Source organism: Haloferax sp. DFSO60, from assembly GCF_046557615.1.
Taxonomy (GTDB): domain Archaea; phylum Halobacteriota; class Halobacteria; order Halobacteriales; family Haloferacaceae; genus Haloferax.
In genome coordinates this window covers 1,395,817-1,420,789 of sequence record NZ_JBKIII010000001.1, presented here as the reverse complement: position 1 = coordinate 1,420,789, position 24,973 = coordinate 1,395,817, and the positions used below count along the sequence as shown (strand labels likewise).

31 protein-coding genes and 1 tRNA gene are annotated in these 24,973 nt (G+C 60.1%); 14 read left to right on the top strand and 18 right to left on the bottom strand.

What is annotated here, in order from left to right:
• Positions 1–1,173, top strand: coding sequence for a M50 family metallopeptidase (locus ACK509_RS07610; protein ID WP_410765881.1), 1,173 nt, complete (start codon positions 1–3; stop codon positions 1,171–1,173).
• Here the strand turns inward: ACK509_RS07610 and ACK509_RS07605 are convergent.
• The gene (locus ACK509_RS07605; RefSeq protein ID WP_410765880.1) at positions 1,170–1,931 is read right to left on the bottom strand and encodes a competence/damage-inducible protein A; all 762 of its coding nucleotides are present in this window, start codon (positions 1,929–1,931) and stop codon (positions 1,170–1,172) included. The genes ACK509_RS07610 and ACK509_RS07605 overlap by 4 nt on opposite strands.
• Before the next feature lie 109 nt (positions 1,932–2,040).
• On the opposite strand from ACK509_RS07605, the gene ACK509_RS07600 reads away from it, so the two are divergent.
• On the top strand, positions 2,041–2,205 hold the full coding sequence (locus tag ACK509_RS07600) for a DUF1059 domain-containing protein (protein ID WP_410765879.1): 165 nt from the start codon (positions 2,041–2,043) through the stop codon (positions 2,203–2,205).
• Positions 2,206–2,247: 42 nt separating this feature from the next.
• On the opposite strand, the gene ACK509_RS07595 is transcribed toward ACK509_RS07600, so the two are convergent.
• Entirely contained in the window at positions 2,248–2,583 is a 336-nt protein-coding gene (locus ACK509_RS07595) for a hypothetical protein (RefSeq protein WP_410765878.1), read from the bottom strand.
• A 72-nt stretch (positions 2,584–2,655) separates the two neighbouring features.
• Positions 2,656–3,045: a hypothetical protein gene (locus tag ACK509_RS07590; RefSeq protein ID WP_410765877.1), complete on the bottom strand. Its 390-nt coding sequence runs from the start codon at positions 3,043–3,045 to the stop codon at positions 2,656–2,658.
• 213 nt (positions 3,046–3,258) lie between these two features.
• Here ACK509_RS07590 and ACK509_RS07585 point away from each other — a divergent pair, with 213 nt between their 5' ends.
• The gene (locus ACK509_RS07585; protein ID WP_410765875.1) at positions 3,259–4,650 is read left to right on the top strand and encodes a polysaccharide lyase family 1 protein; all 1,392 of its coding nucleotides are present in this window, start codon (positions 3,259–3,261) and stop codon (positions 4,648–4,650) included.
• Positions 4,651–4,859: 209 nt separating this feature from the next.
• On the opposite strand, the gene ACK509_RS07580 is transcribed toward ACK509_RS07585, so the two are convergent.
• Positions 4,860–4,932 (bottom strand) — tRNA-His (locus ACK509_RS07580).
• Between the two features lie 84 nt (positions 4,933–5,016).
• A complete protein-coding gene (locus tag ACK509_RS07575; protein ID WP_410765874.1) occupies positions 5,017–5,661 on the bottom strand; it encodes an NADPH-dependent F420 reductase in 645 nt (214 codons plus the stop codon).
• Positions 5,662–5,777: 116 nt separating this feature from the next.
• Here ACK509_RS07575 and ACK509_RS07570 point away from each other — a divergent pair, with 116 nt between their 5' ends.
• Positions 5,778–6,239: a DUF5814 domain-containing protein gene (locus ACK509_RS07570; protein WP_410765873.1), complete on the top strand. Its 462-nt coding sequence runs from the start codon at positions 5,778–5,780 to the stop codon at positions 6,237–6,239.
• Between the two features lie 24 nt (positions 6,240–6,263).
• Here the strand turns inward: ACK509_RS07570 and ACK509_RS07565 are convergent, their stop codons facing one another.
• From ACK509_RS07565 to ACK509_RS07555, 3 genes are all read right to left on the bottom strand, one after another.
• A complete protein-coding gene (locus tag ACK509_RS07565) occupies positions 6,264–6,680 on the bottom strand; it encodes a ribbon-helix-helix protein, CopG family (protein ID WP_410765872.1) in 417 nt (138 codons plus the stop codon).
• A 122-nt stretch (positions 6,681–6,802) separates the two neighbouring features.
• Positions 6,803–7,393 carry an RPA family protein gene (locus ACK509_RS07560; RefSeq protein WP_410765871.1) on the bottom strand — a complete coding sequence of 197 codons (591 nt, stop codon included), beginning with the start codon at positions 7,391–7,393 and terminating at the stop codon, positions 6,803–6,805.
• A complete protein-coding gene (locus ACK509_RS07555; protein WP_410765870.1) occupies positions 7,394–8,329 on the bottom strand; it encodes a replication factor A in 936 nt (311 codons plus the stop codon). It abuts the gene before it with no gap.
• Positions 8,330–8,477: 148 nt separating this feature from the next.
• Here ACK509_RS07555 and ACK509_RS07550 point away from each other — a divergent pair, with 148 nt between their 5' ends.
• From ACK509_RS07550 to ACK509_RS07540, 3 genes are all read left to right on the top strand, one after another.
• Positions 8,478–8,759 (top strand): hypothetical protein, encoded by a 282-nt coding sequence (locus tag ACK509_RS07550; protein ID WP_410765869.1) that lies wholly within the window; start codon positions 8,478–8,480, stop codon positions 8,757–8,759.
• Positions 8,760–8,807: 48 nt separating this feature from the next.
• Positions 8,808–9,812, top strand: coding sequence for a mannose-1-phosphate guanylyltransferase (locus ACK509_RS07545; protein WP_410765868.1), 1,005 nt, complete (start codon positions 8,808–8,810; stop codon positions 9,810–9,812).
• 159 nt (positions 9,813–9,971) lie between these two features.
• Positions 9,972–10,274, top strand: a complete 303-nt coding sequence (locus tag ACK509_RS07540; RefSeq protein ID WP_410765867.1) for an SHOCT domain-containing protein — start codon at positions 9,972–9,974, stop codon at positions 10,272–10,274.
• A gap of 9 nt (positions 10,275–10,283) precedes the next feature.
• On the opposite strand, the gene ACK509_RS07535 is transcribed toward ACK509_RS07540, so the two are convergent.
• The 3 genes from ACK509_RS07535 to ACK509_RS07525 all read right to left on the bottom strand — a co-directional run bounded on the left by ACK509_RS07535 (position 10,284) and on the right by ACK509_RS07525 (position 12,189).
• Positions 10,284–11,069: an SDR family oxidoreductase gene (locus tag ACK509_RS07535; protein ID WP_410765866.1), complete on the bottom strand. Its 786-nt coding sequence runs from the start codon at positions 11,067–11,069 to the stop codon at positions 10,284–10,286.
• 76 nt (positions 11,070–11,145) lie between these two features.
• Positions 11,146–11,628, bottom strand: coding sequence for a Tfx family DNA-binding protein (locus ACK509_RS07530; RefSeq protein ID WP_410765865.1), 483 nt, complete (start codon positions 11,626–11,628; stop codon positions 11,146–11,148).
• Positions 11,629–11,703: 75 nt separating this feature from the next.
• A complete protein-coding gene (locus ACK509_RS07525) occupies positions 11,704–12,189 on the bottom strand; it encodes a TRAM domain-containing protein (RefSeq protein WP_410765864.1) in 486 nt (161 codons plus the stop codon).
• 90 nt (positions 12,190–12,279) lie between these two features.
• Between ACK509_RS07525 and ACK509_RS07520 the strand changes: the two genes are divergently transcribed.
• Positions 12,280–12,942: a hypothetical protein gene (locus ACK509_RS07520; RefSeq protein ID WP_410765863.1), complete on the top strand. Its 663-nt coding sequence runs from the start codon at positions 12,280–12,282 to the stop codon at positions 12,940–12,942.
• 3 nt (positions 12,943–12,945) lie between these two features.
• Complete coding sequence (locus tag ACK509_RS07515; protein ID WP_410765862.1) at positions 12,946–13,176, top strand: hypothetical protein; 231 nt, start codon at positions 12,946–12,948, stop codon at positions 13,174–13,176.
• A 31-nt stretch (positions 13,177–13,207) separates the two neighbouring features.
• Here the strand turns inward: ACK509_RS07515 and ACK509_RS07510 are convergent, their stop codons facing one another.
• Positions 13,208–14,203 (bottom strand): radical SAM protein, encoded by a 996-nt coding sequence (locus ACK509_RS07510; protein ID WP_410765861.1) that lies wholly within the window; start codon positions 14,201–14,203, stop codon positions 13,208–13,210.
• 115 nt (positions 14,204–14,318) lie between these two features.
• Between ACK509_RS07510 and ACK509_RS07505 the strand changes: the two genes are divergently transcribed.
• On the top strand, positions 14,319–15,806 hold the full coding sequence (locus tag ACK509_RS07505; protein ID WP_410765860.1) for an ATP-binding protein: 1,488 nt from the start codon (positions 14,319–14,321) through the stop codon (positions 15,804–15,806).
• A gap of 75 nt (positions 15,807–15,881) precedes the next feature.
• Positions 15,882–17,009, top strand: a complete 1,128-nt coding sequence (locus ACK509_RS07500) for a DUF373 family protein (RefSeq protein WP_410765859.1) — start codon at positions 15,882–15,884, stop codon at positions 17,007–17,009.
• Positions 17,010–17,012: 3 nt separating this feature from the next.
• Here ACK509_RS07500 and ACK509_RS07495 read toward each other — a convergent pair whose 3' ends face one another.
• From ACK509_RS07495 to ACK509_RS07475, 5 genes are all read right to left on the bottom strand, one after another.
• Complete coding sequence (locus ACK509_RS07495) at positions 17,013–17,855, bottom strand: polyprenyl synthetase family protein (protein WP_410765858.1); 843 nt, start codon at positions 17,853–17,855, stop codon at positions 17,013–17,015.
• Positions 17,856–17,938: 83 nt separating this feature from the next.
• Positions 17,939–18,658 (bottom strand): class I SAM-dependent methyltransferase, encoded by a 720-nt coding sequence (locus ACK509_RS07490; RefSeq protein ID WP_410765857.1) that lies wholly within the window; start codon positions 18,656–18,658, stop codon positions 17,939–17,941.
• 179 nt (positions 18,659–18,837) lie between these two features.
• Complete coding sequence (locus tag ACK509_RS07485; RefSeq protein WP_410765856.1) at positions 18,838–19,788, bottom strand: electron transfer flavoprotein subunit alpha/FixB family protein; 951 nt, start codon at positions 19,786–19,788, stop codon at positions 18,838–18,840.
• Positions 19,785–20,579: an electron transfer flavoprotein subunit beta/FixA family protein gene (locus ACK509_RS07480; RefSeq protein WP_410765855.1), complete on the bottom strand. Its 795-nt coding sequence runs from the start codon at positions 20,577–20,579 to the stop codon at positions 19,785–19,787. The genes ACK509_RS07485 and ACK509_RS07480 overlap by 4 nt, the downstream gene beginning before the upstream one ends.
• 66 nt (positions 20,580–20,645) lie before the next feature.
• On the bottom strand, positions 20,646–21,776 hold the full coding sequence (locus ACK509_RS07475; RefSeq protein ID WP_410765854.1) for a helix-turn-helix transcriptional regulator: 1,131 nt from the start codon (positions 21,774–21,776) through the stop codon (positions 20,646–20,648).
• A 127-nt stretch (positions 21,777–21,903) separates the two neighbouring features.
• On the opposite strand from ACK509_RS07475, the gene ACK509_RS07470 reads away from it, so the two are divergent.
• Both ACK509_RS07470 and ACK509_RS07465 read left to right on the top strand, forming a co-directional pair.
• Positions 21,904–23,247 carry a hypothetical protein gene (locus tag ACK509_RS07470; protein ID WP_410765853.1) on the top strand — a complete coding sequence of 448 codons (1,344 nt, stop codon included), beginning with the start codon at positions 21,904–21,906 and terminating at the stop codon, positions 23,245–23,247.
• Positions 23,248–23,343: 96 nt separating this feature from the next.
• Positions 23,344–23,826, top strand: a complete 483-nt coding sequence (locus tag ACK509_RS07465) for a type IV pilin (protein ID WP_410765852.1) — start codon at positions 23,344–23,346, stop codon at positions 23,824–23,826.
• 41 nt (positions 23,827–23,867) lie between these two features.
• On the opposite strand, the gene ACK509_RS07460 is transcribed toward ACK509_RS07465, so the two are convergent.
• Positions 23,868–24,491 (bottom strand): methyltransferase domain-containing protein, encoded by a 624-nt coding sequence (locus tag ACK509_RS07460; protein WP_410765851.1) that lies wholly within the window; start codon positions 24,489–24,491, stop codon positions 23,868–23,870.
• Positions 24,492–24,637: 146 nt separating this feature from the next.
• Here ACK509_RS07460 and ahaH point away from each other — a divergent pair, with 146 nt between their 5' ends.
• Complete coding sequence (gene ahaH, locus ACK509_RS07455) at positions 24,638–24,970, top strand: ATP synthase archaeal subunit H (protein ID WP_410765850.1); 333 nt, start codon at positions 24,638–24,640, stop codon at positions 24,968–24,970.
• The last annotated feature ends 3 nt before the right edge of the window (positions 24,971–24,973 follow it).

Here is a 24,973-nt window from a genome sequence, read left to right as displayed (position 1 = left end):
ATGCGAGGTATTCGAATCGGAAGCGCCTTCGGCATCCCGATTAAGTTGGACCTGACGTTCCTCGTAGTGCTCCCACTCTTCGCGTGGCTCATCGGCACCGACGTGGCGCAACTCACCGCGCTCGTGAACGACCTCTTCGGTTCCACAATCGACGGGGCCGCGCTCGCCACGCCGCCGACCCAGTGGATACTCGGCACCGCCGCCGCGACGGGGTTGTTCCTCGGCGTGCTTCTCCACGAGTTCGGCCACTCGCTCGTCGCCATGCGCTACGGCTACACTATCGAGTCGATTACGCTCTGGCTCTTCGGCGGCGTCGCCCGCTTTACCGACATCCCCGAAGACTGGAAACAAGAACTCACCATCGCAATCGCGGGGCCGGTCGTCTCCATCCTCATCGGCATCGTCGCCTACGCCGGGTTCCTCGTCGCCCCGAGTTCCCTCCCCGAATTCAAGTTCGTCCTCGGCTACCTCGCGCTGATGAACATCACGCTCGCGGTGTTCAACATGCTCCCCGGGTTCCCGATGGACGGCGGGCGCGTCCTCCGGGCACTCCTCGCTCGCACTCGCCCGCACGCGAAAGCCACGCAGATGGCCGCCGAAGTCGGGAAGGTCTTCGCCTTCCTACTCGGCATCTTCGGGTTGTTCTTCAACCTCTTTCTCGTCGCGCTCGCGTTCTTCATCTACATCGGCGCGTCCGGTGAGGCCCAACAGAGCGTCCTCAAAGCGACGTTCCAAGACGTGGTCGTCCGCGATATCATGACCGCCCGCGAGAACCTCAGCACCGTCGAAGAGACGACGAGTGTCACCGACCTGCTCCAACAGATGTTCATCGAACGCCACACCGGCTATCCCGTCCTCCGAGACGGCGATTTGGTTGGTATGGTGACGCTCGACGACGCCCGCTCAGTGAGAGAAGTCGAGCGCGATGCCTACCGCGTCGAGGACGTGATGAGCCACGAACTCGCGACAATCAGCCCCGATGCCGACGCGATGGACGCTATCGCACTCATGCAAGAGCGCGGTGTGGGTCGCCTCCCAGTGATTGACGACGATGACGTCCTCGTCGGACTCGTCTCCCGGTCGGACCTCGTGACCGCCTTCAACATCATCCGCAGTCGTGGCTCACTCGATGCGATGCCGCGACCCGATTCGGGGCTCATCTCACCTCGCTAAGTTCGACTCTCTTTGGATTCTACTGCCAATTGCTCCGTCTCGAACAGTTCCATCGAGACGTTGGCTTCGAACCACGAACTCGCCGCATCGAGTTCTCTCTCGTCGCCTGCGGTGAGTTTGATCCGTGTTGGCCCACCCCGGTTCGGGTAGCTTCCGACCTCCACGTCGAACCGCCCCTGTACCTCGGTGAGTATCTCTGCAACTGCGCCCTCGGGGACGTTCGCGTACCACGACTGAGAGTGGCGCTCGCCTGCGAACCGCTCGGCGATGGACTCGAACATCGGTTTCATCTCTTCGGGGATGCCGGGCAGGACGTAGACGTTCCCCGCCAAACACCCGGGTGCGAGTCCCTCGCTATTCGGCAATACTTCGGCTCCTTCGGGCATCGACGCGTACCACGCCACGTCGAGTTCGAAGTCGATATCGGGCCGTCGTTCCAGAATCGCCTCGATTGTCGCTGTCACTTGTTCGGCCGCCTCGTCGTTGAGGACGAACTCTCTTCCCATCCCGGCGGCGACCGCTTCCATCGTGATGTCGTCCGGCGTCCCGCCCAACCCGCCGGTGACGATGACCGCATCGAAGGCGTCGCTCCACTCGGCAACAACGTCGGCAATGACCTCGTGGTCGTCGGGGACCGTCTGAACTCGTGTCACTGTCGCACCTCCCTCGGTGAGTCGCCGGGCTAACCACGTCGCGTTCGTGTTTTCGATATCACCCGCGAGCAACTCGTTGCCGACGGTGAGGATGGCGACCTGCATACGAGATTTGAGGCTCTCTCTGGTGATAGTCGTGGGGCTTTTCGTCGTCTCAACGATTATCTAATTGGCTCGCGTATGGTACCGTGCCACATTCGTGGTGGTGTTACCCGTGTCAAAACACGTAAACTGCCGAGAAGCCGGATTCGACTGTGATTTTGAAGCCGAATCCGACGATGACGACGAACTCGTACGAACCGTCCAAGAACATGCAAAGAAAGTTCACCACGTTGACTTTAGCAAGGACGACGTGATGGGCATCGCAGTCTCTGTGTGACTGCACTCGACTACATTTTCTCGGACTACGGTTGTCAGAAAATCAGGACTGGGACACTCGCCGAGTCGTCGTTTCGTTAACGAAGTACGTGGCTTCGTTAACTGAATCTGTTTCTAATTCGCCATTCGTGTAGTAGTACTCCTGGGTGACGTGAATGTAGTATCCAGAGTGTGTGACGTTTATGACCTCCGATGACGGCTGGTAGACCCCGTAGCTGTCGTAGTGGTCGATGTATCTGCGGGTCAGCTCGTCGTGGTCTGCCTCGGCCCGCGCTTTTGCCTCGTCGGCAGAAATATCGGGCGAGGCGAGTACGCCGCCGAGACATCCCGTCGTGAGGAATACCAAGGAGAGAACGAGAGACACTTTGGAGGGCTTCATAGCATTTTGTCAGATGGTGTGTAAATGAGTTTTCTGGGGTTTGGGACAGAGAAGAAGGAACACCACATCGGCTCAGTACCAGTACACCTGCCGCAACGTCGTCTCGTTCACAAAGTAGGTCGCTTCGTTGACGCCGTCTGCCTCTTGGTCGCCACTCGTGTACCAGTACTCCTGTTGGACGCGGACGTAGATGCCAGTCGATGAAACGTTCACAACCCCTGCATCCGGTCTGCCGACCCCGGCGTCGTCGTAGTGGTCGATGAGCGACCGGGTCTGTTCGTCGTGGTAGGTGATTGCCTTCGTTCGCGCCGTCCCGTTCGAGATGGTCGGTGTGGCGGCTTGGGTCGTAGTTGTCGTTTGTACTGTCGTCGATTGCTCTGTTTCGGCAGTTGGTGTTCCCCCGAGACACCCCGCTGTGAGAAGGAGAAAGGAGAAAATGAGAGACGCCTTGGAGGGTTTCATAGCGTGATGTCAGACGATGTGCAAATGAGCTTTGTGGGGCGTGGTACGGGGATGAAAATCCAACTGTGAGAATTGAACGCCACCCTTCGCGTCGCCGTTCGTCGTCTTGCTGGCTTGCCAAATACTTATGTCAATTACTTTTGTCTGAAATTTATGGGGTTTGACTTGTGTTTTTCTCGACGGCGGTTTCTTCGGGCCGGTGGTGCCAGTGCAATGTTGGGTTGCCTCGCTGGCTGTACCCAAACGGCCAGTGACGAGCCGACGCCTCCAACCGAGGTAACGACTGAAAGAACCGAAACAGAAACGAGTACACCATCGACATCGACCGAGACAACCACGCCTCACGATGACCGAAAAGTCGAGCTTAGCTCGGAGGTTTTTGCATCGTCTCCCAGCTCGGCACACGCCCCGACCGATGGATATGCGAGTGCGGACTGGCTCGATTCCACCCCACTCGAAGTCGTCAAAGTAACCAACCTCGACAACTACGACGAGGGCTCGCTTCGCTGGGCAGTCGAACGAACAGAGCCTCGGCTCATCGTCTTCGAAGTCGGGGGTGTCATCGACCTCGCCGGTTTTAATTTACGAATCAACGAAGAGAATGGGAACGTCGTTATCGCAGGCCAGACCGCGCCTGACCCTGGAATAACGCTCATCCGTGACTCGTTCGACGTTATCAACGCACAGAACGTGATTATTCAACACCTGCGCGTTCGCCCTGGGACGGAGACGGTGAGTTCAGAAGACGAGTGGGGGAACGAGGGCTACGCCGTCGATGCGATGAACGTCGGTGGCTCAGACGGACAGGAGGTCATCGTGGACCACTGTTCGATGACGTGGGGCTCCGACGAGGTACTCAGCACCAGTGGGCGGAACTCGACGGCCTCGAATCCCTTTACCATCGCCAACACGATTATCGCCGAAGGGCAGGCGAACACCCAAGTCCACCCCGAAGACGAGCACGCCTACGGCTCGCTCATTTCGGGTGGACACGACACGAGCATCATCGGGAATCTGTACGCAAATAATCACTATCGTAATCCGTACGTCGGTCGCTGGGTTGGGATTGATGCACAGGTCGTGAACAATCTCATCTTTAACTGTGGTGGCGGTGTCGTCGCCGATATCAACGGACGAAACCGACTCTCGATTATTGGAAACAAGGCGACGACGCCGGAACCAATCGAATTCGGTCTCGGTACCTACGGCGAACACGAAGACGAAGTGTACCTCGACGACAACCAGGGGCCCCGCGAATCGATGCCCGTGACCGGTGCGGACATCGAGTCAGTTACGCTCGCCGACGAGCCACCGATTCCACTGGGGTCGCTCACGCCTATTCCGGCAGCTGATGTCGAGGCCCACCACACGCAGTCCGTCGGTGCGCGACCTGCAGCACGAACGCCGCACGATGAGCGAATACTGACGCAACTAGCAGAGAGAGACGGGGCGTTCATTGATACGTTCGAAGACGTCGGTGGCTACCCAGACTTGGCTGAGACGACCCGAAAACTGAACGTCCCCTCCGACTCCGACGCACTCGGTGACTGGCTCTCCCAGCACACCAAAGCAGTTGAATTGCCAGCAGAGTCCCCTCCATCGTAGTGTGTTCGAATACCTGCCCGTGATGGCTTTCGCTGTACTGCTCGAGTGAAATTTGTAGAAGAGGTCCAGGTGCGAGAATTGAACGTTGGTCGCTCACTGCGTTCGCTCACGAGCTCAATTCTCTCCGTCGGACTTCGCATATTCCCGGTCGGTACTCGCGGTACTCACCGGCGTGAGTACACGCTCGAAGGTGTGAGAATATGAAGAAGGTCCAGGTGCGAGAATTGAACCCGCGTCTCAGCCTCCACAAGGCTGAAGGATAGTCCACTACCCCAACCCGGACACGCTGCAACCATTCCTAATTCGCTACGACTAAAATACGTTACGTTACGGGATTGGAGTGAGACGACTTCACAGTGCGAGCGACTACTGCACTGCTTTGAACGCGTGACTCCACGTCCCGAGATTCGACCCGACGCGAACCCACAGCGGAACCATCGCCTCCAAGTAGCGCGCAGATTTGATGTCGCCCACGTCCATCGCACTTGGCCACCCGAGTTCGACGAGAATCTCCTCAGTTCGCGCTTTCGCCCACTCGTCGTCACCGCAGATGAGCATCGGCGGCGTCTCTTCCTCGAATTCGGGGTCTACCATCTGACTGTTCGTCACGGTATTGAAGCACTTCACGACCGACGCGTCCGGGATTCGCGCCTGGATGCGCTCGCCGAGTGAGTCGGTGCCGCCGTAGAGGAGGTGTGCAGAGCCCTCCGAGAAGTCGAGCGGATTCGTCGCGTCGAGGACGAGCTTCCCTGCGAAGTTGTCAGGACCGGCCATGTCCACGACTGTCTCCGCGGCCTCGCCGAGGACGGCGATTACGACCACGTCGCCGTGACTCGCCGCCTCGTCGAACGTCCCGACAGAGACGGTTCCTGTCGTCTCGTCCGCCCACTTTTCGAGGTTGCCGGGGCTTCGAGTCCCGACTTTCACGTCCCACCCGTGGCGGGCGAATCCGCGTCCGAGTGCTTGCCCTACGTCACCGCTCCCGAGGATACCGATACGATTTGCAGCCATGCCAATTATTGATTTTTCAACAAGTTAAGCAGGTGTGTGAACAGTCTTGACAGTCGGAATCGAGTGGGATTCGAACGGGAGTCTTTTGGAGTGCGACCCGTTACAAGGTTCCAACAGTGGCCATCACGGACAAAATCTATCTGAAAAACCACCGGCAAATCGTCTCCCAACTGGATACGAACATCCCGAAGCGCGTCTTCAGCGGGGCGACCCTCGAAGTACTCTACTCCGGTGAGGGCCTCTCGAAAGTCGACGATGCGACGCGAGACCGGTTACTCGATTTCGCACAGGACTTCATGGACTGCGAGGACGCCGACGACATCTACACCGGCTATCCCGAGCGCAAGTTCATCGCCTACTTGCTCGACTTGCGGGCACAGGGCCTCGGTCCGGACGCCATCGTGGACGTGATGAGCGACGAGTACATGGTTTATGCCTACCCCGGCGACATCCTCTCTTTCTTGGACGACGCGGTTCGCACACTCGAATCGGTCGAGTCACTCGCGGGTGTCGAGAAGAATCGAGAAGCCGAAACCGAGGCACGACAGGCCAGAAAAGACCTCGTCGGGCCGCGTTGATGTGTTGGAGACGTAGGGTCGAACTCAGCCGAGTCGGAACGGCGGTTCGTCGCTCGGTGCGTCGAGGTCTTCGAGTTGGATGACCTCTTCGACGTCGTCGTCGTCGCTCTCGAGTTGCTCGTGCAGGTAGTTCACGTAGCGTTTGTGTTCTTCTAACTGCTCGCGGAGGTGGTCGGCTTCGAGTTCGAGACGCTCGTGTTCGCGGATGAAGCTCTTGGGAACCTCGATAGTCGGTGGGAACGATTGTTCTTCGCCGTCGCGGAGCGTTTCGAGTTCGTGTTCGGGGACGACCTGCACCTGTCCGTCGTGGGCAACTAACGTGTCCACGTAGTCGCGGAAGACGGCGGACAAGGAGATGTCTCGCTCTTCGGCAATCTCCCGAAGGGTCTCGAATGCGTCTTCGTTGACGCGGAACGAGATGGTTTTGTTCTTGTTGCCCATGATACCCGTCGCTGTGCAGGCCGTCCACTTAATGGTTTGTCAGACGAGCGGGATGCTCGTGGGAATTTCGTCAGTCGTGTCGAAAAATGGGCGTGTGCTGGTTGGAAATGGACCAGCGGGAGTTAGGCGCTGAGTTCGTCGGCCTGTTCGAGGCTTTCGAGTGCTTCGATGACGCTCTCGCTGTACGTCTCCACCGGGAAGTCGTAGTTCTCGCGCGCCATGCGAGCGTACTCGTTGCCTTCGTCGTCGAACGTCTCGATGCGTTCGAGCGTTCGCGCTGCGGTCTCGGTCACCCAGCGGTCGCGCGTCGCGGCATCGACTTCCGTAATCGATTCGGGGCGGACGGAGACGTTGATGTTGCCATCGTCGGTCTCGTAGGTTCGCGGCTTACCGACGACAGCGACGTACGCGGGCGCTTCGAGGTCACGAAGCGCGCTTGCGGCTTCTGGCTGGTACTGACCGGCGTAGACGAAGAACGTCCCCGTCGGGTCGACGATGCGTCCGCGCCAGTACTCGTTGTCTTCGCCGACGTCTTCTTTCTCGGTCAGCGTGCCGACGAGGAAGATGCGGTTCGCACTCTCACCCGTCGGGAGCAACAGGTAGACGGGTGCGCGCTCGTCGTCGGACTCTTTGAACGTGTAACCGGCGTCGTTGAACTCCTGTGCGAAGACGCGCCGGGCAACCTCTCGGGTAGGGATTTCGTTAGAACTCATTTACATCGACCTCGCTTTGATAAGCAGTTCTTCAGCATCTGTTGGCGCGCCGAGTTGCTCGACTTCGTCCGCAAGGACGTAGCGGCCGAACGTCGGCCCGTTGACGCGGTAGTAGACGCCGATGAGGTCGCCCCGCATCTCTTCTTCGACGATGGTGGTGTCGAGGGCGTCCATGGCCATCTGCTTTGCTTCGTCTAATTCGATGCCGGTCAGTTCTTCTGTCATCTCACGGTTGAAGATGACTTCGTGGACCTCGTTGCCGTCGTCGAGGACGGCCTTGATACGCAGGTCGAACTCGCCTTCGACGTTCCCGTGTTCGGAACAGCGTCCGTTCTGGAGGACGCGCGTGCAGTCCTCTTCGGGACAGCGTTTGATGAGACCACTCCCGGACTGGATGTCCACGAGCGCGCCATCGACGCTGGTCGAGTCGTCGCCGACTTCGATTTCTTCGTCTAATTCGGTGATGCTCGTCGTCCGGTTGAGCTTCACGGAGAAGTTGCCCTGGTACTCGTCGGTGACGACGTTCCCGAGGGCGTAGGACTTCCCTTCTTCGAGTTCGGGAAGTTCAGACGTCGTAAAGGAGACGAACTTGAGGCGGCCAGACTCGTCGCCGAGGAGGCCGACTTGCGAGATGGATTCACTGCGGGGGTCCCACAGCTCGACGACTTTTGCGCGCACATCGACCCACTGCTCGTCTTGGTCGATTTCGTTGAGTAAGATTTGCTCGTTACCGCCAGCACCGCCACCGAGTTGGTCGCGGTCGATGCCCGCTTCGTCGAGGTAATTGTTGACGACGCTGCGGCGTGCCTCGTCGACGGGCACACGGTATTCACTCACGAGCGCTTCGAGTCGTGCTTCGACATCTTCTTCTGAGATGTCTAGATGGTCCGAGAACTGTTCAGCTATCTCTGCTGCATGGGTTTGCAGATCGGTCATGGTTTTCCTCGCCTCCACCTTGGTTTCCATTGGGAGGCATACGACCGTTGGTTCCGTATTCATATAAAAAGTTGCAAAGCCGGGTGAAAGTGAACGTCACCCCCCGTAGAGCGAGGAATTGATAGGTTCGCGGTTCACATGACTGGGCATGGACGACCGCCTCGAAAGCATCATCCGAAGCGCCGCCCGCAACGCTGGCAAGCGGTACGAGGAGGTCAAGCGCGCCTACCGCGAGGGTCGCTCGGCACCCGACGCCGAATCGATACCCCGCGACGACGAAAACCGAGCCAAAATCGTCTGCCGTCGCCACGTCGAACGCCGTGCCGTCGCCCTCGACTCGAAGGGCCGACCTGCCTGCTTCGACCCCGACCACCCCGACTGTCAGGGCTGTGTCGAAGACATCCGTGAGGGTGTCATCGAGACGTGGTGAGGTTCTAAACGCCGCCGTGATTTTGACCCTCCCCCGCGTGGTCTCAGTATGGACCGCCCACTCGTCGCCCTCGTTCTCGCGGGCGGCACCGGCACGCGACTCTACCCTGCGAGCAGAAGCGACCGACCCAAGCAGTTTCTCTCCTTCGACGGCGAACAATCACTCCTCGAAGCGACCGTCTCCCGCGCCGACTTCGCCGACCACGTCGTCGTCGCCACCCGTCCGGAGTTCGCTGACGAAATTCCGTCACACGCCCCTGATGCGGACGTTCTCACCGAACCCGTCGCCAAAGACACCGGCCCGGCGCTCGTCTATGCGACCCACCGAATCGCCGCCGAGTACGACGACCCCGTAATTCTCGTCCTCCCGAGTGACCACCACGTCGGCGACGGCTTTTCGGATGCGATGCAGCGCGGTGCGCGCGTTGCCCACGAGACGAACTCGCTGGTCGCCTTCGGCGTCGAACCCTCCCGACCCGATACTGGCTACGGATACATCGAACCCGGAACGAGCTACGGAACTCACCGCGACCTCGCCGCCTTCCACGAGAAACCCGACGCCGAGACGGCATCGAGATACGTCGAATCGGGCTATCTCTGGAACGCCGGGATGTTCGCGTGGACGCCCGACGCACTCCTCACCGCCGCCCGCGACTCCCCGCTCGAACCACTCGTTGACGCCCTCGACGCCGGAACCCCAACTGCTGGATTCGAGGCCGTCACCGAGACGAGCATCGACTACGCGGTGATGGAACGCGTCGAAAACGCCGCTGTCGTGCCCGTCTCCTTCGCCTGGGACGATTTGGGTGCGTGGGACGCGCTCACCCGAGTTCTCCCCACCGACGCCGATGGAAACGTGGTCCTCGGCGACGACCCAATCGTGGTCGATTCGGCCGACAACGTGGTCGCAACCGATGGTACGAACGTCTCACTCGTCGGTGTCTCCGACCTCGCCGTCGTCGCGTGGGACGACCGAGTACTCGTGATTCCGAAAGCCGAGGCACAGCGAGTCAGAGAGGCGGTCTCACGACTGAAAGGCCGAGGTGACTTTTGAGACCACCGCTCGAGTAGTTTTACAATCTGGGGTTGGGACTCTCACTGTATGACTCGCGACTCGCGCGGTGTGTTGCTGTCGAAAGCGACAGACATCACCGCCGTTCTCATCACGGGCATTTGGCTGTCTGCGCTCTTACTTGGGTTCGTGTGGTAGCTCGTGGCGCTCTTGCTTGGCTACGTCGTCGTCCTTCCAATCGTGGATATGCTCACCGACGGCTATTCGAGTTCCTTGCCGGACGAGTTCGAGAAGACGTGGGACGAGACGTTCAACACTGACACAGAAGAGTCAGATAACGACCGACGAGAGACGACCAGCCGCGACCCACTCGACACCCTCCGCGACCGATACGCCCGCGGCGAACTCACCGACGAACAGTTCGAGCGAAAACTCGAACGTTTACTCGAAACAGAGTCGCTCGAAGACGTCGAAGAGCGTCTCGGAGAGCGCGAACGCGCTTAAATCGCCGAACTACGCACTTCTGAGCGTCCCGCCATCGACGGGGACGCACGCGCCGTTGACGAAACTCGCCTTGTCGCTGGCGAGGAAGGCAACGACGTCGCCCAGTTCCCGTGGGTCGCCGATTCGACCCATCGGAATCCCGTTCGACCACTCCGCGAGTCCTTCTTCGTAGGTGTCGTGATCGCCGCGTTCGACCGCCGCATCGACTAACTCCTGAATCCGACCCGTCTCGTGTGCGCCGGGGAGGACCGCGTTCGTTCGCACGTCGGGTGCGAGTTCCCACGAGAGCGATTTGACGAGTCCGATGACGCCTCGGCGGACTGCATTCGAGAGAATCAGGTCGTCTACGACTTCTTTGACCGTCCGCGAGGTGATACAGGTAACCGTTCCTTTGTCGCTCGCTTCGAGGTGTGGCAGTGCCGCTTTAATCGTCCAGACGGCGCTCATCACGAGCATATCGTACGCCCCGTACCAGTCTTTCTCGGTGAGGTCGGTGAATCCGCCCGGCGGGACGCCGCCTGCCGAGGTGACGACGTGGTCGATGCCACCGAACTCCTCGACGGCCGCTTCGACGAGTGCATCGAGTTCGTTCTTGCTCGTGATGTCTGTCTGGACACTAACTACATCGCCTGCAAGGTCGCTCAGTTCCGATTCGGTCTCGGCTAGTCGGTCGGCATCGCGCCCACAGATGACGACGTTCGCTCCCTCTGCTGCCAGTGCTTCGGCGCTCGCACGCCCGAGTCCGGCCGAACTCGCCGTGACGAGGGCGGTGTCGCCCGCAATTCCAAGGTCCATGGCTGGAGTGACGACGAGGGCGGTGAAAAACGTGGGCGTCGCGGAAGTCGAGAATCGGGCGCTGGGGTGCGAAGAATCAGGCGCTGGGATGCCGACGAACGCGAACCTGTCCGTCGCTGGTGACGCCGACGAAGAGTTGTTCTTTGACTTCTCGACCATCGACCGCATCGCCTGCCGCATCGGAGATGACTTTCATCAGGTCCGGGGCAGTGTGGCTGACTTTGACGCCGGAGTCGTCGCAGGCGTCGTAGATGAGCTTTGGAACGTCGTAGAGGTCGGTCTCCCCCGGCACTTCGACCCGAACCGGGGCAGTGAGCGTATCGACGAAGGTGACCGTCTCGCGCGCCTTTTCGATGTTGTTGCGGGCGCTCGCTTCGATGCTCGAGACGTTGGCCCGAGACGTGCCGAGAAACTCCGCAATCGTCGATTGGCGGACGCCCTGCTCGCGGAGTGCGAGGACTTCGGCCTGTCGCCGCGTGAGGATACTCGTCTCGGGGTCGAACCCTGCTCGTTCGAGCAGGTCGTCTACGTCGGGGACCGAATCGTCGGCGTCGCTCATACTCGGCGATAGAACGCGGGGGTGAAAAAAGATACAGCAGGCTGACTGTCCACAGTGCGTCGGAGACGCGGGGGGTTATTCGCCCCAGAAGTTGTCGCGGCTACCGAGGCGCTCGGGGCGCTTCGGTTTGCGGCGCTTGCGACCTTGTCCTTCGGATGCAGACGACGAGGATGACGAAGACGGGGAAGGCGACGATTCGTCATCTTGTTCTTCTTCCTCGGGGTCGAACGGCAGGCGCTCGATGACCTTCTTCGCGCGAGCGTGGCTTCCTTTCACTTGGTCGATTCGAACCACTGCGCGCGCATCGGGAAGCAGGCCGTCGATGAAGACGATAAATCCGTCTTCGGTTCGGCCAACACCGGCACCACTCTCGTGGATGTCTTCGACGGTGACGATGACCTCTTCGCCGGGTTTGACGGGTTGCTCTTTGAGTTCGTAAATCGGGCGTTCGTAGTGGTCACACCACTCTGCACCACCGCGGTCACTGTAGTACTGGCACCCCATACCAGCGATTCGTTCTGAGAAACTCGGGCACTCATCCGCAAGTGGACAGTCCGGCATGTTCGGAGGTACACGAGGGGTGCTCTAAACGCTTGCGGGTAGCCTTTCGGGCGTCGAAACGCTTTCCGTCGCTCGAACCAACCCGGATGCATGTCCCGATACGTCCCCGAAATCTCGCTCCTCACCGGGGTCTTTCTCGGCCTCTCTGCGACGCTTTCTGGGGTCGTCCTCACCGGTCGATTCTTCCCGTCGCTCCTCTTCGGCGTCGTCGTCTGTGTCCCCTTCGCCGCCTTCGGCGTCGTCCGCTCCGACGACCCGACAGAGGCGCTTCCACCGCGGGTTATCCTCGGCTTCGGCGTCGTCCTCGGCGGGTTGACCCTGCTCGCTGGACTCGTCGATACGCCTCGTGTTCCGTTCTTCTCCGCCCTGCTGGCCGCGCTCCTCGTCGCGCTTCCGACCGTCATCTACGCGGCGAAGTTCCACGCCGACGTGAATCCACTGTCGCCCATTCAGTCGCTCGTCGGGAGCGCCGTCGTCGGCGTGGTCTTTCTCGCAATTGCGCCACTCGTCGGCGCACTCAGCGCGGTTATCGGCCTTCTCGTCGGGCTTTCGGGTGCGCTCTACGCCGAAAACCGGGGATTCTCCCCGACACCCCGACAGCAACGACTCGGTATGGTTGCGGGCGTGGTTCTCGGGCTTGCAGTCGCGTCCTTTGGTCTCGTCATGCGACTCCCGTTGGCGGCGACGACGGCGGCCGCTGGGGTGTTGGTAATTGCGCCGAGTCTGTTCGTCGCAGTGACGGGGAGTGAGTAAGCGATGCGTTCCTTGTACTCCCCCCGATTGCTGACCGGTGCTGGACTGGTCGTCGCTGTCTGCGGACTACTGCTCTTTCTGAACGGAGTCGGAACTGCGTTGCACTTCATGTACGGGCAATCACATCCAGTCGCACCGAGGGTCGCATTTTCGTTAGAGATAGAACACACCGTCGGCGGGGCGCTCTTGCTGGTCGCTGGGTGTGGAATCGCGGTACGAAACTGGCTTCGGTAACGAACCGAGCGTAAAAATCAGGGAGTAAAATTCAGGCCAACGGCGTCCGTTCGACCACAGTCCCGTCGTAGGTCGGGTACTGCTCGACGATTTCGCCGTCTTCGACGTCGCCTTCTTCTATCATCTCTTCGAGGAGCCACCACGCGACTTCGACGTGGTTCGATTTGATGGTGTAGAACTCCTCGGGGACGCCGAGGTCGATGAAGGTCTCGGCTGGAGTATGCGTTTTCCCGTAGACGAGGGTGCCGTCGTCGGTCACGTCGTCGAAGGGGCGGCGGATGTTGCGGGCCATGCGCTTCAGGCGGTTACGGTGCTGGGCGGCGTCCTTGAACACAGACGTACAGAAGTAGACGCGCTCGTGGTCGCCCATCTCGTCGAGGATGGCCTGTTTCGAGCCATCGACCGCCGACATGTGGCCATCTTGGAGTTCGTAGCCCTTCTCCTGCATTCGGCGGTAGTTACCGTCCGACATCTCGAACTCGTTGATGTTACAGAACTCGGCGGCTCCTTCGTCGAGGAATTCGAGGAACTCGGGTTCGGCGCGGATACCGGGAATCTCGAACGCGGGAGTGAGTCCTTCCTCGCGGGCGATGTAGAGAATCTCTTCCCACTCGGTGCCGTGCATGTCGCCCCAGAGTTCGAGCGGCGGGTGGAAGCGAATCTCGTCCAGTCCGGCCTCGGCGAGACGGCGCATGTTCTCGCGCCCACCGGGGATTCCCGTGTAGAGGTGGATGTGGTGGTCCTCGCCGAACTCGTCTTTCAGCAGTGAGATGTAGTGACAGGTCTTGTCGAGCGCCTCTTGGGGTTCGCCGCCGGTGATAGACGACCCGAGTGCCTCCATGCGCTTTGCTTCCTCGATGACGTCCTCGTCGGATTCGACTAACCGCTCGTTGGCGTAGACGTCGGTGACGTTCTTGCGGTTCTCGCCGAGCGGACAGTAGAAACAATCGCGCTGGTCGCAGTACCCGTAGACAAACATTACCATCTTTCCGCCCATGGCGCACTGTTCGCAGCCCTTCGAAATCATTCGATTACGGATGTCTACTGGATGGAGCGTCAAAAGCCGTGCGAATCGTCTCGGTGAGGGCATACCATTAATAGCACACACGTGTCAATATCACAAAATGTATGTCGAGGACGTGATGGATTCGGGAGGCTCCATTCGTGTTCTTCTCGCTACCGACGACACTGGTTATAGGGACGAAATCGAGCAGTGTCTCGCGGCCAACGGCGAATTCAGTATCATCGATTGCACCGATTCAACGTCGATTTTAGAGCAGTTCGAACACCAGCCAGTCGATTGCCTCGTCGTAGACGACTCTCTGCACTCCACATCACCACTGGCCGTGATTCAGGCAGTCCGAGATGTCGATTCTTCTCTCCCGATTCTTCTCTTGGTCGGCACCGACGCGGACGAACTCGTTCGACAGACGCTGGCTCTCGACGGCGAGGTAACGTACGTCCCGAAAGCCGCCGAAACGGAGACGTTTGACCTTCTCACCAGTCGAATCTTCACCGCCATCGATACCGCCCGGCGCACGCAGGCACAATCGAACAAGCAGATGTGGTCTCGTGCGGTCGTCGAACACTCGCACGTCGGCTTGTTTGCACTCGAAGACGGGCGGGTCGCATTCGTGAACGACCACCTTGCGGACCTTCTCGGAATCTCCCCCGAGACTCTCATCGGCCAGCAGGTTTTCGGCGAATCCCCTTCGTTGCTCGACCTCGTCCACATCGACGACCGAACCCAATTCTCCCGGCAGATTTCGGCGATGGCAGACGACATCTCCCGCGATTCTCCTGCCGACCACTACACATTCGAATTTCGAGTTATTCAGGACGGAACCGACGCTGTCCGATGGCTCATGGTTCACGCGATTCCCGTCCCCACCGACGACGGTAACAGGAACGTCCTTGGCTACGTCACCGACCTCACCGACCGAATCACGCACGAACTCGAACTCGCACAACAGAACGCGCGACTCGAAGCGTTCGCTCACGTCCTCTCACACGATATTCGTGGTCCACTGGCGGTCGCCCAAGGATGGCTCGACCTCGCGCGCGAATCGTGTAAACCCGTTCACTTCGACCGTATCGAGCAAGCTCATACACGAATCACCGAACTCGTCGAAGACGTTCTCTCGCTCGCCCGAGACGGAGCGAACGAGAGCGACGAAACCGAGGTTGTCTTAGCGGACGCGGCGGCCGCTGCATGGGAGATGTGCGACACCGACGCTCTCGATGCGCGGTGTGAGGTTTCCGAACTTCCCATCGTCACGGGTGACGAAGGACAACTCAAACGCGTCTTCGAAAACCTGTTCCGTAACGCGATTCAGCACGGCACGACCGACGATGGTTCGCTCGTCGTCCGAGTCGGTCCACTTCCCTCCGCAGGTGGGTTTTACGTCGAAGACGAGGGAACCGGGATTCCAGAGGATATTCGAGACGACATCTTTCTCCCCGGTGTCAGCACGAAAAACCAAGAGATTGAGGCGGGACTCGGACTCGATATCGTCCAACACATCGTCGATATGAATGGGTGGTCGATTCGCGTTGCGGACAGTGAGAATGGAGGTGCTCGATTTGAAATCCTCTTCGACCCACTGGGAGATGAATACACGTCCGTGTAGGTCCACGCCGTCCCCTGGTGAGTGTGCGACCGCGCCCCCGAAAGCAGATATATCCCCACGGCATACTGGACGATAATGCTCTTGGTCCTCTGTGTCGACCTCGACGACGACCTCGGACGCAAGACGGGGTACAATACGCCCGTTATCGGGCGCAATCGCGTCGAGGAGGCAGCCGTGGCGCTCGCCACCGCCGACCCAGAGGATTCTGACGTGAACGTCCTCTTTCAGGGAATTCGCGTCTACGACCAACTGCTCGAAGACGAAGACGAAGAGGTCGAAGTCGCGGCCGTCACGGGACTCGAAGGCAGCGACGTGAAGGCGAACCGGGCAATCGGTGAGGAAATCGACACCGTTCTGGCGAGTCTCTCGACCGGCGAGTCGGTCCACGCTATCGTCATCACTGACGGCGCACAGGACGAGTCGGTCCTCCCAGTGATTCGCTCTCGGGTCCCTATCGATGGGGTTCGCCGCGTCGTCGTCCGACAGGCACAGAACCTCGAATCGATGTACTACACGATGAAGCAGGTGCTTGCGGACCCCGAGACCCGTGGGACGATTCTCGTTCCCCTCGGGATTCTGCTCCTCATCTATCCCTTCGTGACGATTGCGAGTTTCTTCGACGTGCCCGGCGCGGTCGTCCTCGGACTCATCTCGGCACTGCTAGGTCTCTACACCCTCTTCCGCGGCCTCGGCCTCGAAACCGCAGTCGATGACGCCGTCGAACGCGCCCGCAACGTCCTCTATGCGGGCCGTGTCACGATTATCACCTACGTCGCGGCCGCCGCGTTACTCGTCGTCGGTGGTTTCCGCGGTGTCGAACTTCTGCAACTCACCTCCGACCAGTTCGGTGGGAGTCTCCCACCGGGACTCATGCTCGCCGCCCTCGTCCACGGGTCTATCGAGTGGTTCGCCGCCGCCGGTATCACGAGCAGTCTCGGACAGGTGACCGACGAGTACCTCCACGACCGATTCAAGTGGCGTTATCTCAACGCGCCGTTCTACGTCGGTGCGATTGCGCTCGTACTCTACGCTCTCTCGGGATTCTTCCTACCCGCAGGCTTGCCGGGCGTCCAGACGGTCGGACTTACTGACCTCGCCGTCGCACTCACAGTCGGGACGCTTCTCGGCGTGTTGAGTACACTCACTTTCGCGGTTGCCGAGTCACGATACCCGACGACACCCGACGGAGAACAAGTAGTATAGAAATTAGCTTTCGCGGACGACGACGAACTCCGCGAGGTCACGGAGGTATTCGAGCGATTCTGAGTCATCGACACCCGACGAGTCGAGCGCGCGGAGTGCGCCATCGGCCTGTTCGCGGGCGCGACGGTTCGCCTCTTCGGGCGTGAGTTCTGTCACTTGCACCAGCGACGGCCGACCCATCTCGGCGTCTTGACCCGTTGGCTTGCCCAGTTCTTCGGCATCTGCGGTCGCATCGAGGACGTCGTCTCGAATCTGGAAGGCGACGCCGACACGTTCTGCGTACTCGCCGAAGGCTTCGACGACGTGGCTGTCGGCACCGGCGGCGACGGCACCGAGTTCGGCGGCCGCACGGAACAGCGCGCCCGTCTTTCGACGTGCGAGTTCCATGTACTCTTGTTCGTTCGAGGGAATCGCAACGAGTTCGACCGCTTCGCCTTCGCCGAGCTCGACCATCGATTCAGCGACGATTTGGGTTGCTCTGTCACTCGAAGAGAGAAGCGCGAACGCTTCGCCGAGCAGTCCGTCAGAGGCGATGATTGCCGAGCCGTATCCGTACTCTGCCCACGCGCTGGGCGTGCCGCGACGAATGTCCGACCGGTCGATGATGTCGTCGATAACGAGCGAGGCGTTGTGGACGAGTTCGACGCCGACCGCAAAATCGACTGCATCCTCAGGAGTGCCGCCGATGGCTTCGCAGGCTAAGATGGTCACGGCGGGTCGAACCCGTTTGCCCCCTGCGAGGGCGACGTGGTCGAGTTGGTCAGCGAGGTCCGACGGTTCGACCGTCGCAACGACCTCTTCGAGTCGGTCGTTTACCATCGCCACCCGGCGCTCCAAATATTCCATTGTCGGTTCGTAGGGTCCGGTAGGGAAGTACGTACCGGATTATCGGCAAACGCGAACCGCGAGACCGGAGCCCAATTAGACGGTTACTGTCTGATTCCCGCGCGGATACAGAGAAACGTCGTCGTCCCCGAAATTCGCTCGTAGGTTTCCGGCGCTTTTTCCCTGAATTGCTCGGTTGGTTTCGCTTCCAGCATGCGTTCGAGGACGAACCCCGCATCGAGAAGTGGGTTTACGATTTGCTCCATGGGTCGCCGATAGAACGTCACGTCAACGGGGTCGCCGAAGCCGTCCCACGTCTCTGTCACTTCTTCGACCGCGAAGTAGTCGTCCGGCTCCAACCTCGACGCGTCGTCGAACGGGTGCTGTGTCGAGAACACGAGGTTCCCACCCGACCGAAGCACACGCGCAAATTCCGAGAAGAGTGCGTTCCAATCTTCGACGTAGGTTATCGCCAGCGACGAGTAGATGAGGTCGAAGGAGTCGTCCGAAAATGGCAGTCGATGTCCGAGGTCGAGGCGGACGAACTCTGCGTCGCGGCCGACGCGCTCGCGTGCGTGATGGAGCATACGAGGGCTCAGGTCCACGCCGACGACGTTCGCGCCCTCGCTGACGAGGTGCTCGGTCGTGATTCCCGGACCACAGCCCGCATCGAGTACGTCTAACCCATCGAGATTCGGACAAAGCGACTGTGTTGCCGGGCGCTCCAAATCGGCGTTGAACGGTTTTTCGGGCGCACGTGCGGCGTACTCGTCGGCCATGGCTTCGTAGGCATCGAGCGCGACGGGAGATGGAGGCTCGGACATGAAGCGAGTGGACCCGCTATGGGTGCAAGTAGTCGTCGGAACGGTAGTAAAAAATGAAGTCGAAACGGAGTACGTCCTCAGTTGAACTGCTCGATAAGTTCTGAAACCACGTGCGACCACCTTTTTCCGTGTCTCACTTCGTTCGACCCGCAAAAATCTGGACCAAAAAGGTAGCGTGCTTAGCTAAACTGCTCGATGAGCTCAGGCACCACGTCGAACAGGTCGCCAACGACACCGTAGTCGGCGATGTCGAAGATAGGCGCGTCGGGGTCGGTGTTGACCGCGATAATCGTCTCTGCACCCTTCATACCAGCGACGTGCTGGACAGCGCCGGAGATACCGATTGCGAGGTAGACCTTCGGCGTGACGACCTTACCGGACTGGCCGACCTGCCGGTCCTTCGGGAGCCAGCCGTTGTCCACGATTGGACGCGAAGACGAGAGGGTTGCGCCGAGTGCGTCGGCGAGGTCTTGGACGAGTTCGAGGTTCTCTTCTTCCTCGATACCGCGGCCGACGGAGACGAGGATGTCGGCGTCGGTGATGTCGACGTCGCCGCTTCCGACTTCTTCGAAGCCGGTGACCGTCGAGCGAACGCGCGACTCGTCGAGGTCGAAGTCGAACGCTTCGATACCGGGTTCGCCTGCGTCTTCGGTGTCGTCCCATTCGCCGGGGCGGATGGTGACTGCGGCGCGGTCGGCATCGACTTCGATGGTGGATTGGACCTTCGAGGCGTACATCTCGCGGGTCGCCACGAGGCCGTCTTCGTAACCCAGTTCGATTGCGTCGGTCACGAGCGGGAGTTCGAGTACATCCGCGACGGCGGGCGCGTAGTCGAGTCCGTTGACGGTGTTGCCCATGAGGACGAACGTCGGGTCGAGTTCCTCGGCGAGCGCGGTCACTGCTTGGACGTACACGTCGTGGTTGAACTCGTCGCCTTCGGCGACGGTGTGGATCGCATCGACACCCGACAGCGAGAGTTCCTCGGCGAAGGCATCGACGTCGCCGCCGATGATGGCGAGATGGAGTTCTTCGCCTGCTTGTTCGGCGAGTTCTGCGCCTGCGGTCACGAGTTCGAACGACACGTCGCGGAGCGCACCGCGGCGGTGTTCGACGACTGCGAGGACGCTCATTGGGCACCCGCCCCCTTCTCGCGCAGCACAGTCGCAAGGTCGGCGGCCTGCGCTCCTGCGTCGCCGTCGAAGTAGGTCACGTCGGACTCGACTTCTGGTTCGTACACGTCGGCGAGGACGAGGTCGGATTCGACCGCCGAGGCGTCGAGACCGAGGTCAGACAACGACAGCGGCTTGATCTCTTTCGACTGGGCCTGCCGGATTCCGCGCAGACTCGCGTAGCGCGGTTCGTTGATACCCGTCTGAATCGTGAGGACGGCGGGCAGTTCCACGTCGGTGAGTTCTTCGACGCCACCTTCGAGTTCGCGGCGGACGTGTGCGACGCCACCATCGACGTCGAGGTCGAGGGCGTTGACGACCGCGGCCCACTCGAAGTCGATTGCAGAGGCGAGCGAGACGCCAGTTGCACCGAAACTGTCGTCGTTCGCCTGCACGCCTGTCAGAATGAGGTCGGGGTCCTCGTCGGCGACGACTGCCGAGAGGAGTTTTGCCTTTGCGCCAACGTCGAGGAGGTCAACGCCGTCGAGGGCGTCGTCCCACACGCGAATCGCGCGGTCCACACCTTTCGCGAGGGCCATCCGGATGGTCTCTTCGGACCGCTCCGGGCCGATGGTTACGCTGACGACTTCCACGTCGTCGTTCTCCTCGGCGATTTGGACGGCCTCTTCGACTGCGTACTCGTCCCACTCGTTGAGGTCGTAGTCGAGATACTCTTCCGCCACGTGTAGGCCGTCGAGTTGGAAGTCTTCTTCCACCTCGGCAACCTCCTTGACGGTTACGAGAACCTTCATCAACGTTCACTATTTTCGGCGGCGAATAAACGTTTTCGACCCGTGACTAGGATATCCCCCGACCGATTACTCGGTTACTTCGTTCTCGTCTGGGAGTGAAATGAGGTTCTCACGACCCAGACGGAGTTTCTCGACGCGTCCTTCGTCCGCCATCGAAGAGAGCAACTGCGAGACCTTCGCGTCGGACCACCCGGTCTCTTTGACGATGTTGGCCTGTTTCATTCGGCCACCGCTCTGCTCGAGCATGAATTCGACGCGCTCTTCGTCCGACAGGAGGTCGAGGTCGATGCCCGTTTCTTGGTCGTCCTCGCTCTCGTCTTGGTCTGGTTCTGCTATCGGCCCTTCCAGCGGTTCGTCACGCCGCTCGGGTGGGTCGTCGTTCCGCTCCGAAGCGACAGCAGACGCAGGTCCATCTCCGTTTTCTGGCCGCCGTCGGACGTACAAGACCGCAGCGACGGCAAAGAGCGCAACGACGCCAGCGCCGATGAGAATCCACTGTGAATCGAACGCGCCAGTTCCAGTCGAACGATAGCTCACTTCGAGTTCGTTCGGCGATTGGAACGTTCGTGGCCCTTCGACGACGATAGCGTTGTTTCGAATCGGGAGGCTCGTACTGTTGACTGCGTAGCCCGGTGGCGTCTGAATCGTGAGGTTCTGATTCGCCCGCAACGAGGTCAACCACGGTTCGTCAGACTCGGCGAGGAAGGCGTCTCCGAGTTGGAGTCCGCTGTTGGTGCGTTCGAGGAAGTTCGTCCACGTAAACGAGAGTCGAAGCACGCCCGTGTCGTTCTGGACGGTTCCTTGTCGAGTGACGTTCTCGATACTCATCGAGCGCCCGGTCTGTTCTTCGGCCGAGGACGCCACGCGCTCGAAGAGTTCGCCATCGAGTCCAACGTCTGTCTCACCGCTTTCGTACTCGCGCGCCAGCTGCTCGAACGCCGCCGTCTCGTTCTCGGTTTCGAGCATGTACCGCATCTCGATGCGCCATCTCGCCGACTGGTCGCTCCGTAACTCGACGGTGATGTCAGTCGTCGGTGCCTGGTCGAGCGTGGACTGTTGTGCGACGACTTGTGAGCCGTCGAGTGCTGCGTTCGACGTACCGTCCGCGCCAAGCGCGGCAGCGTCGACTGCGGCAACTGGTGTTACGACACCAGCGAGGAGTGTGAGGAGGGCAACGAGGGGGACGACGCTCCGCATATACGTGAATTGGTTTCGTGCGGCGATGAAAACGCTTTCCATCGACTCAACGTCATAATTCACGACGAACTGGCTCGCATCCAACAAGAGGGCCATTTTTGTATCGCCCCCGTGTAGCCTTCCACCAATGAAGGCCCTCCCCCTTGTTCTGGTCGTGGTGCTGGTGGCCTCGCCAGCCCTCGGCGCGGTCGGTCCAGAACCCTTCGCCGCTCCATCTGCGGACCTCGGAGAGACACAACCGATGCAGGTCGAAGGGTCGGCCAACGATACGGTTCACGTCCTCGATATTCCTGAACCACAGGTCGCACGCTCGTCGCTCGACGACGAACACGTCGACCTCGGCCCAGCACTCGGATTCTCTACGATTCACGCGAATGGTCGCCTCCAAACACTCACTTCTATCGAGCGAATCGAAGCGACCGAAGACAACAACCTCCGCCAGCAACAGATTCTCGGCGAGATAAACCGAATCGAACAGCGTACAATCGCTCTCCAGAGCCAGCAACAAAACGCACTTTCGGCTTACAATGCTGGTGAACTTTCTGCGCGCGGACTCATCGTCGAACTCGCTCGTATCGACGCTGAAGCACGCAACCTCAACGACCGCCGGACCGAACTCCGCGAACTCGCCATCGAAACGCCCGACTTCTCTGTCGATTCCGGTCGGCTTGCCGCACTGGAACGCGAACTCGATACGTTCACTGGGCCGGTCCGTGCGCAGGCCGCCGCAGTGATGGCTGGTCGTGCTGACCCGGGTCGTTTTTTCGTTCGAACGAGCGAGACTGGTGTCGTTCTCAGTACGATTGCCGACGGCACCTACATCCGCGAAGTCTACCGTTCGGACCTCCGTGACCGCGAAAATACCGGTGTGACGCCCGCGAGGGCACTCGACGTGGTCGCAGAGAACTACCCGACCATCTGGGAATCTCGTGCATCCGAAAACGGTGCGGACGTGGTCGGTGCAGGTGACAGCTATCTCGTTCGTATCTCCCACAGCACGGGTCAACTGTTCGCCTACGTCGACAGCGGAAGCGGACGTGTGTTCAAAGAAGCTCAAATCCGCCCGCTCAACAACGAGTTTGCCAGTGAACCGGCAACCCAGGTCAAAGATGGACTCAATCTCACAGTCTACCGAACGTACCCCGGCGGGCCGATGCGCATCACGCTCAACGAGAGTGCGACTGACAATCCAGTACGCGCGAACGTGACACTCGGCGTCGAAGCGAGCCAAGAGAGTACGCTCCTCGGTCGGACCGATTCTGACGGGAGTATCTGGACCCTCTCACCGGGGAGCAGATTCACGGTCACGGTCATCCGTGGAAATGCGGCAGTGGTCCTCACTGTCGAACCAACCGCAGTTCCAGAACTCGAAACGAACTCGACGAGTACCACCACGAACGTCGGTGACTCCACCGGCGGGAGCGAGTCTGGAACTGAGACGCCTGCAAGCGTCGCGCGCGCAATCGCGTAACGAAATCAATCGACACACCACACCCAATTCGAATCCACGCGAAGAGCCCACGTTCCTCCGAACCTTCATCACCGAAGACGCAGCCATGCCGACCCGATGGTACGGAACGTTTCGTCGGCAACCCGTGGTCTCTCACCGGTCTTCGGTGTCGTCTTGCTCGTCGGCACGGTGGTCGTCCTTTCGAGTGTCGTCGGTGTGATGGCACTGGAGATGGCGGCATCGACGCCGTCGCCGTCACAACCAGTGGCGCTCTCGCTCGACGTGACTGAGCAGACGATTGCGTTCACACACGAGGCAGGGCCACCGCTCGACGTTCGGTCGCTTCGGCTTACTCTCTCGGTGGACGGAACCCCACTGCGGTATCAACCACCGATTCCGTTCTTCGCTACTCGTGGGTTCTCTCCCGGTCCAACCGGGCCGTTCAACGCTGCGTCGGACTCGACGTGGACCGTCGGTGAAACCGCGAGTTTCGAACTGGCGGGGACGAACGCGCCAACAATCGAATCGGGGTCAGAAGTCGTGGTTCGGGTCTTCCAAGGCGACGCACAAATCGCGTCGCTCCGAGCGACTGTTGGGTGAGCGAACGACTCGTTACTGTGCGGAAAACGCGGAGCGTGTACTTACTCTTCGGGGGCGCGTGCGACAGTCACGATAGCGCGCGGGCTACCGGGTTGTCGCTGGAGGATGTGGTGTTCGATATCGACGAAGCCTGCGTCTTGGAACATGCGGTCGGCCTCTTCTTCGTCGTAGAACAGCATGATTGCGTCAGCGAGTTTCTGGAAGAGACCGGTCTTCGGGTAGTCGGGGCCGACGACGAGGACTTTGTTCCCTGGCTTGACGACGCGGCGGAACTCTTCGAGTGCGGTCACGGGGTTCGGCCAGTATTCGATAGAGCCCGACGACCAGATGGTGTCGAACGAGTCGTCGGCAAACGGCAGGCGCTCGGCGTCGCCGCGGTAGAATCGAACTTCGTCGTTCTTACCGAACTTCTTCCACGCCTTCTGCATCTGGTGGATACTCTGGTCGAGGCCGTGTACGTCGTCCGTGTAGCGAAGCAGGCCTTCAGTGCCGAAGCCGGTGCCACAGCCAACGTCGAGGACGCGGTCGCCCTGCTGGATGTCGAGCAGTTCGAGTGCCTCGTCGCGCATCTCCTCGTTCCAGATAAAGGGGTTGACCTGGTCGTACACCTTCGAGAGATACTTGTAGAACAGGCGCGCCCGCGCTTTGTTTTCGAGGACTCCCATTGGCGCGGGGTTAGGACTCACTCATGATAACGGTGCGGATTCATCGCGCACGTTCGTTCCCATACCGGCGCGGTCGCTCACTCCGTGTCAGCAACTTTCCGCAAACACCTTATACGGCGCTCGTGCAACGTTCCTGTGATACGAGTATGCCGAGACAAGAGGTTCTCGAAGAAATCAAATCGGTCGAGCAGGAGGCCGACGACATCGTTGAAAAGGCCGAGGCCGAACGTGAGGAGCTCGTCGCGGAGGCACGCCGCGAGGCGGACGAGATTCGCTCTGAAGCCGAAGATGAAGCGAACGAACTCGAGTCGGAGCGCTTAGCGGAAGGTCGTGAAGACATCGAGGAAGAGCGTGCGCGCATCCGTGAAGAGGGTGAAGAAGCCCGCGACGAACTAATTGAAGAGGCGGAAAGCCGCATTGACGATGCGGTCGAGTACGCCATCAGTACGTTCGAGGAGGCGGTGAATGCTCAGACCTGAACA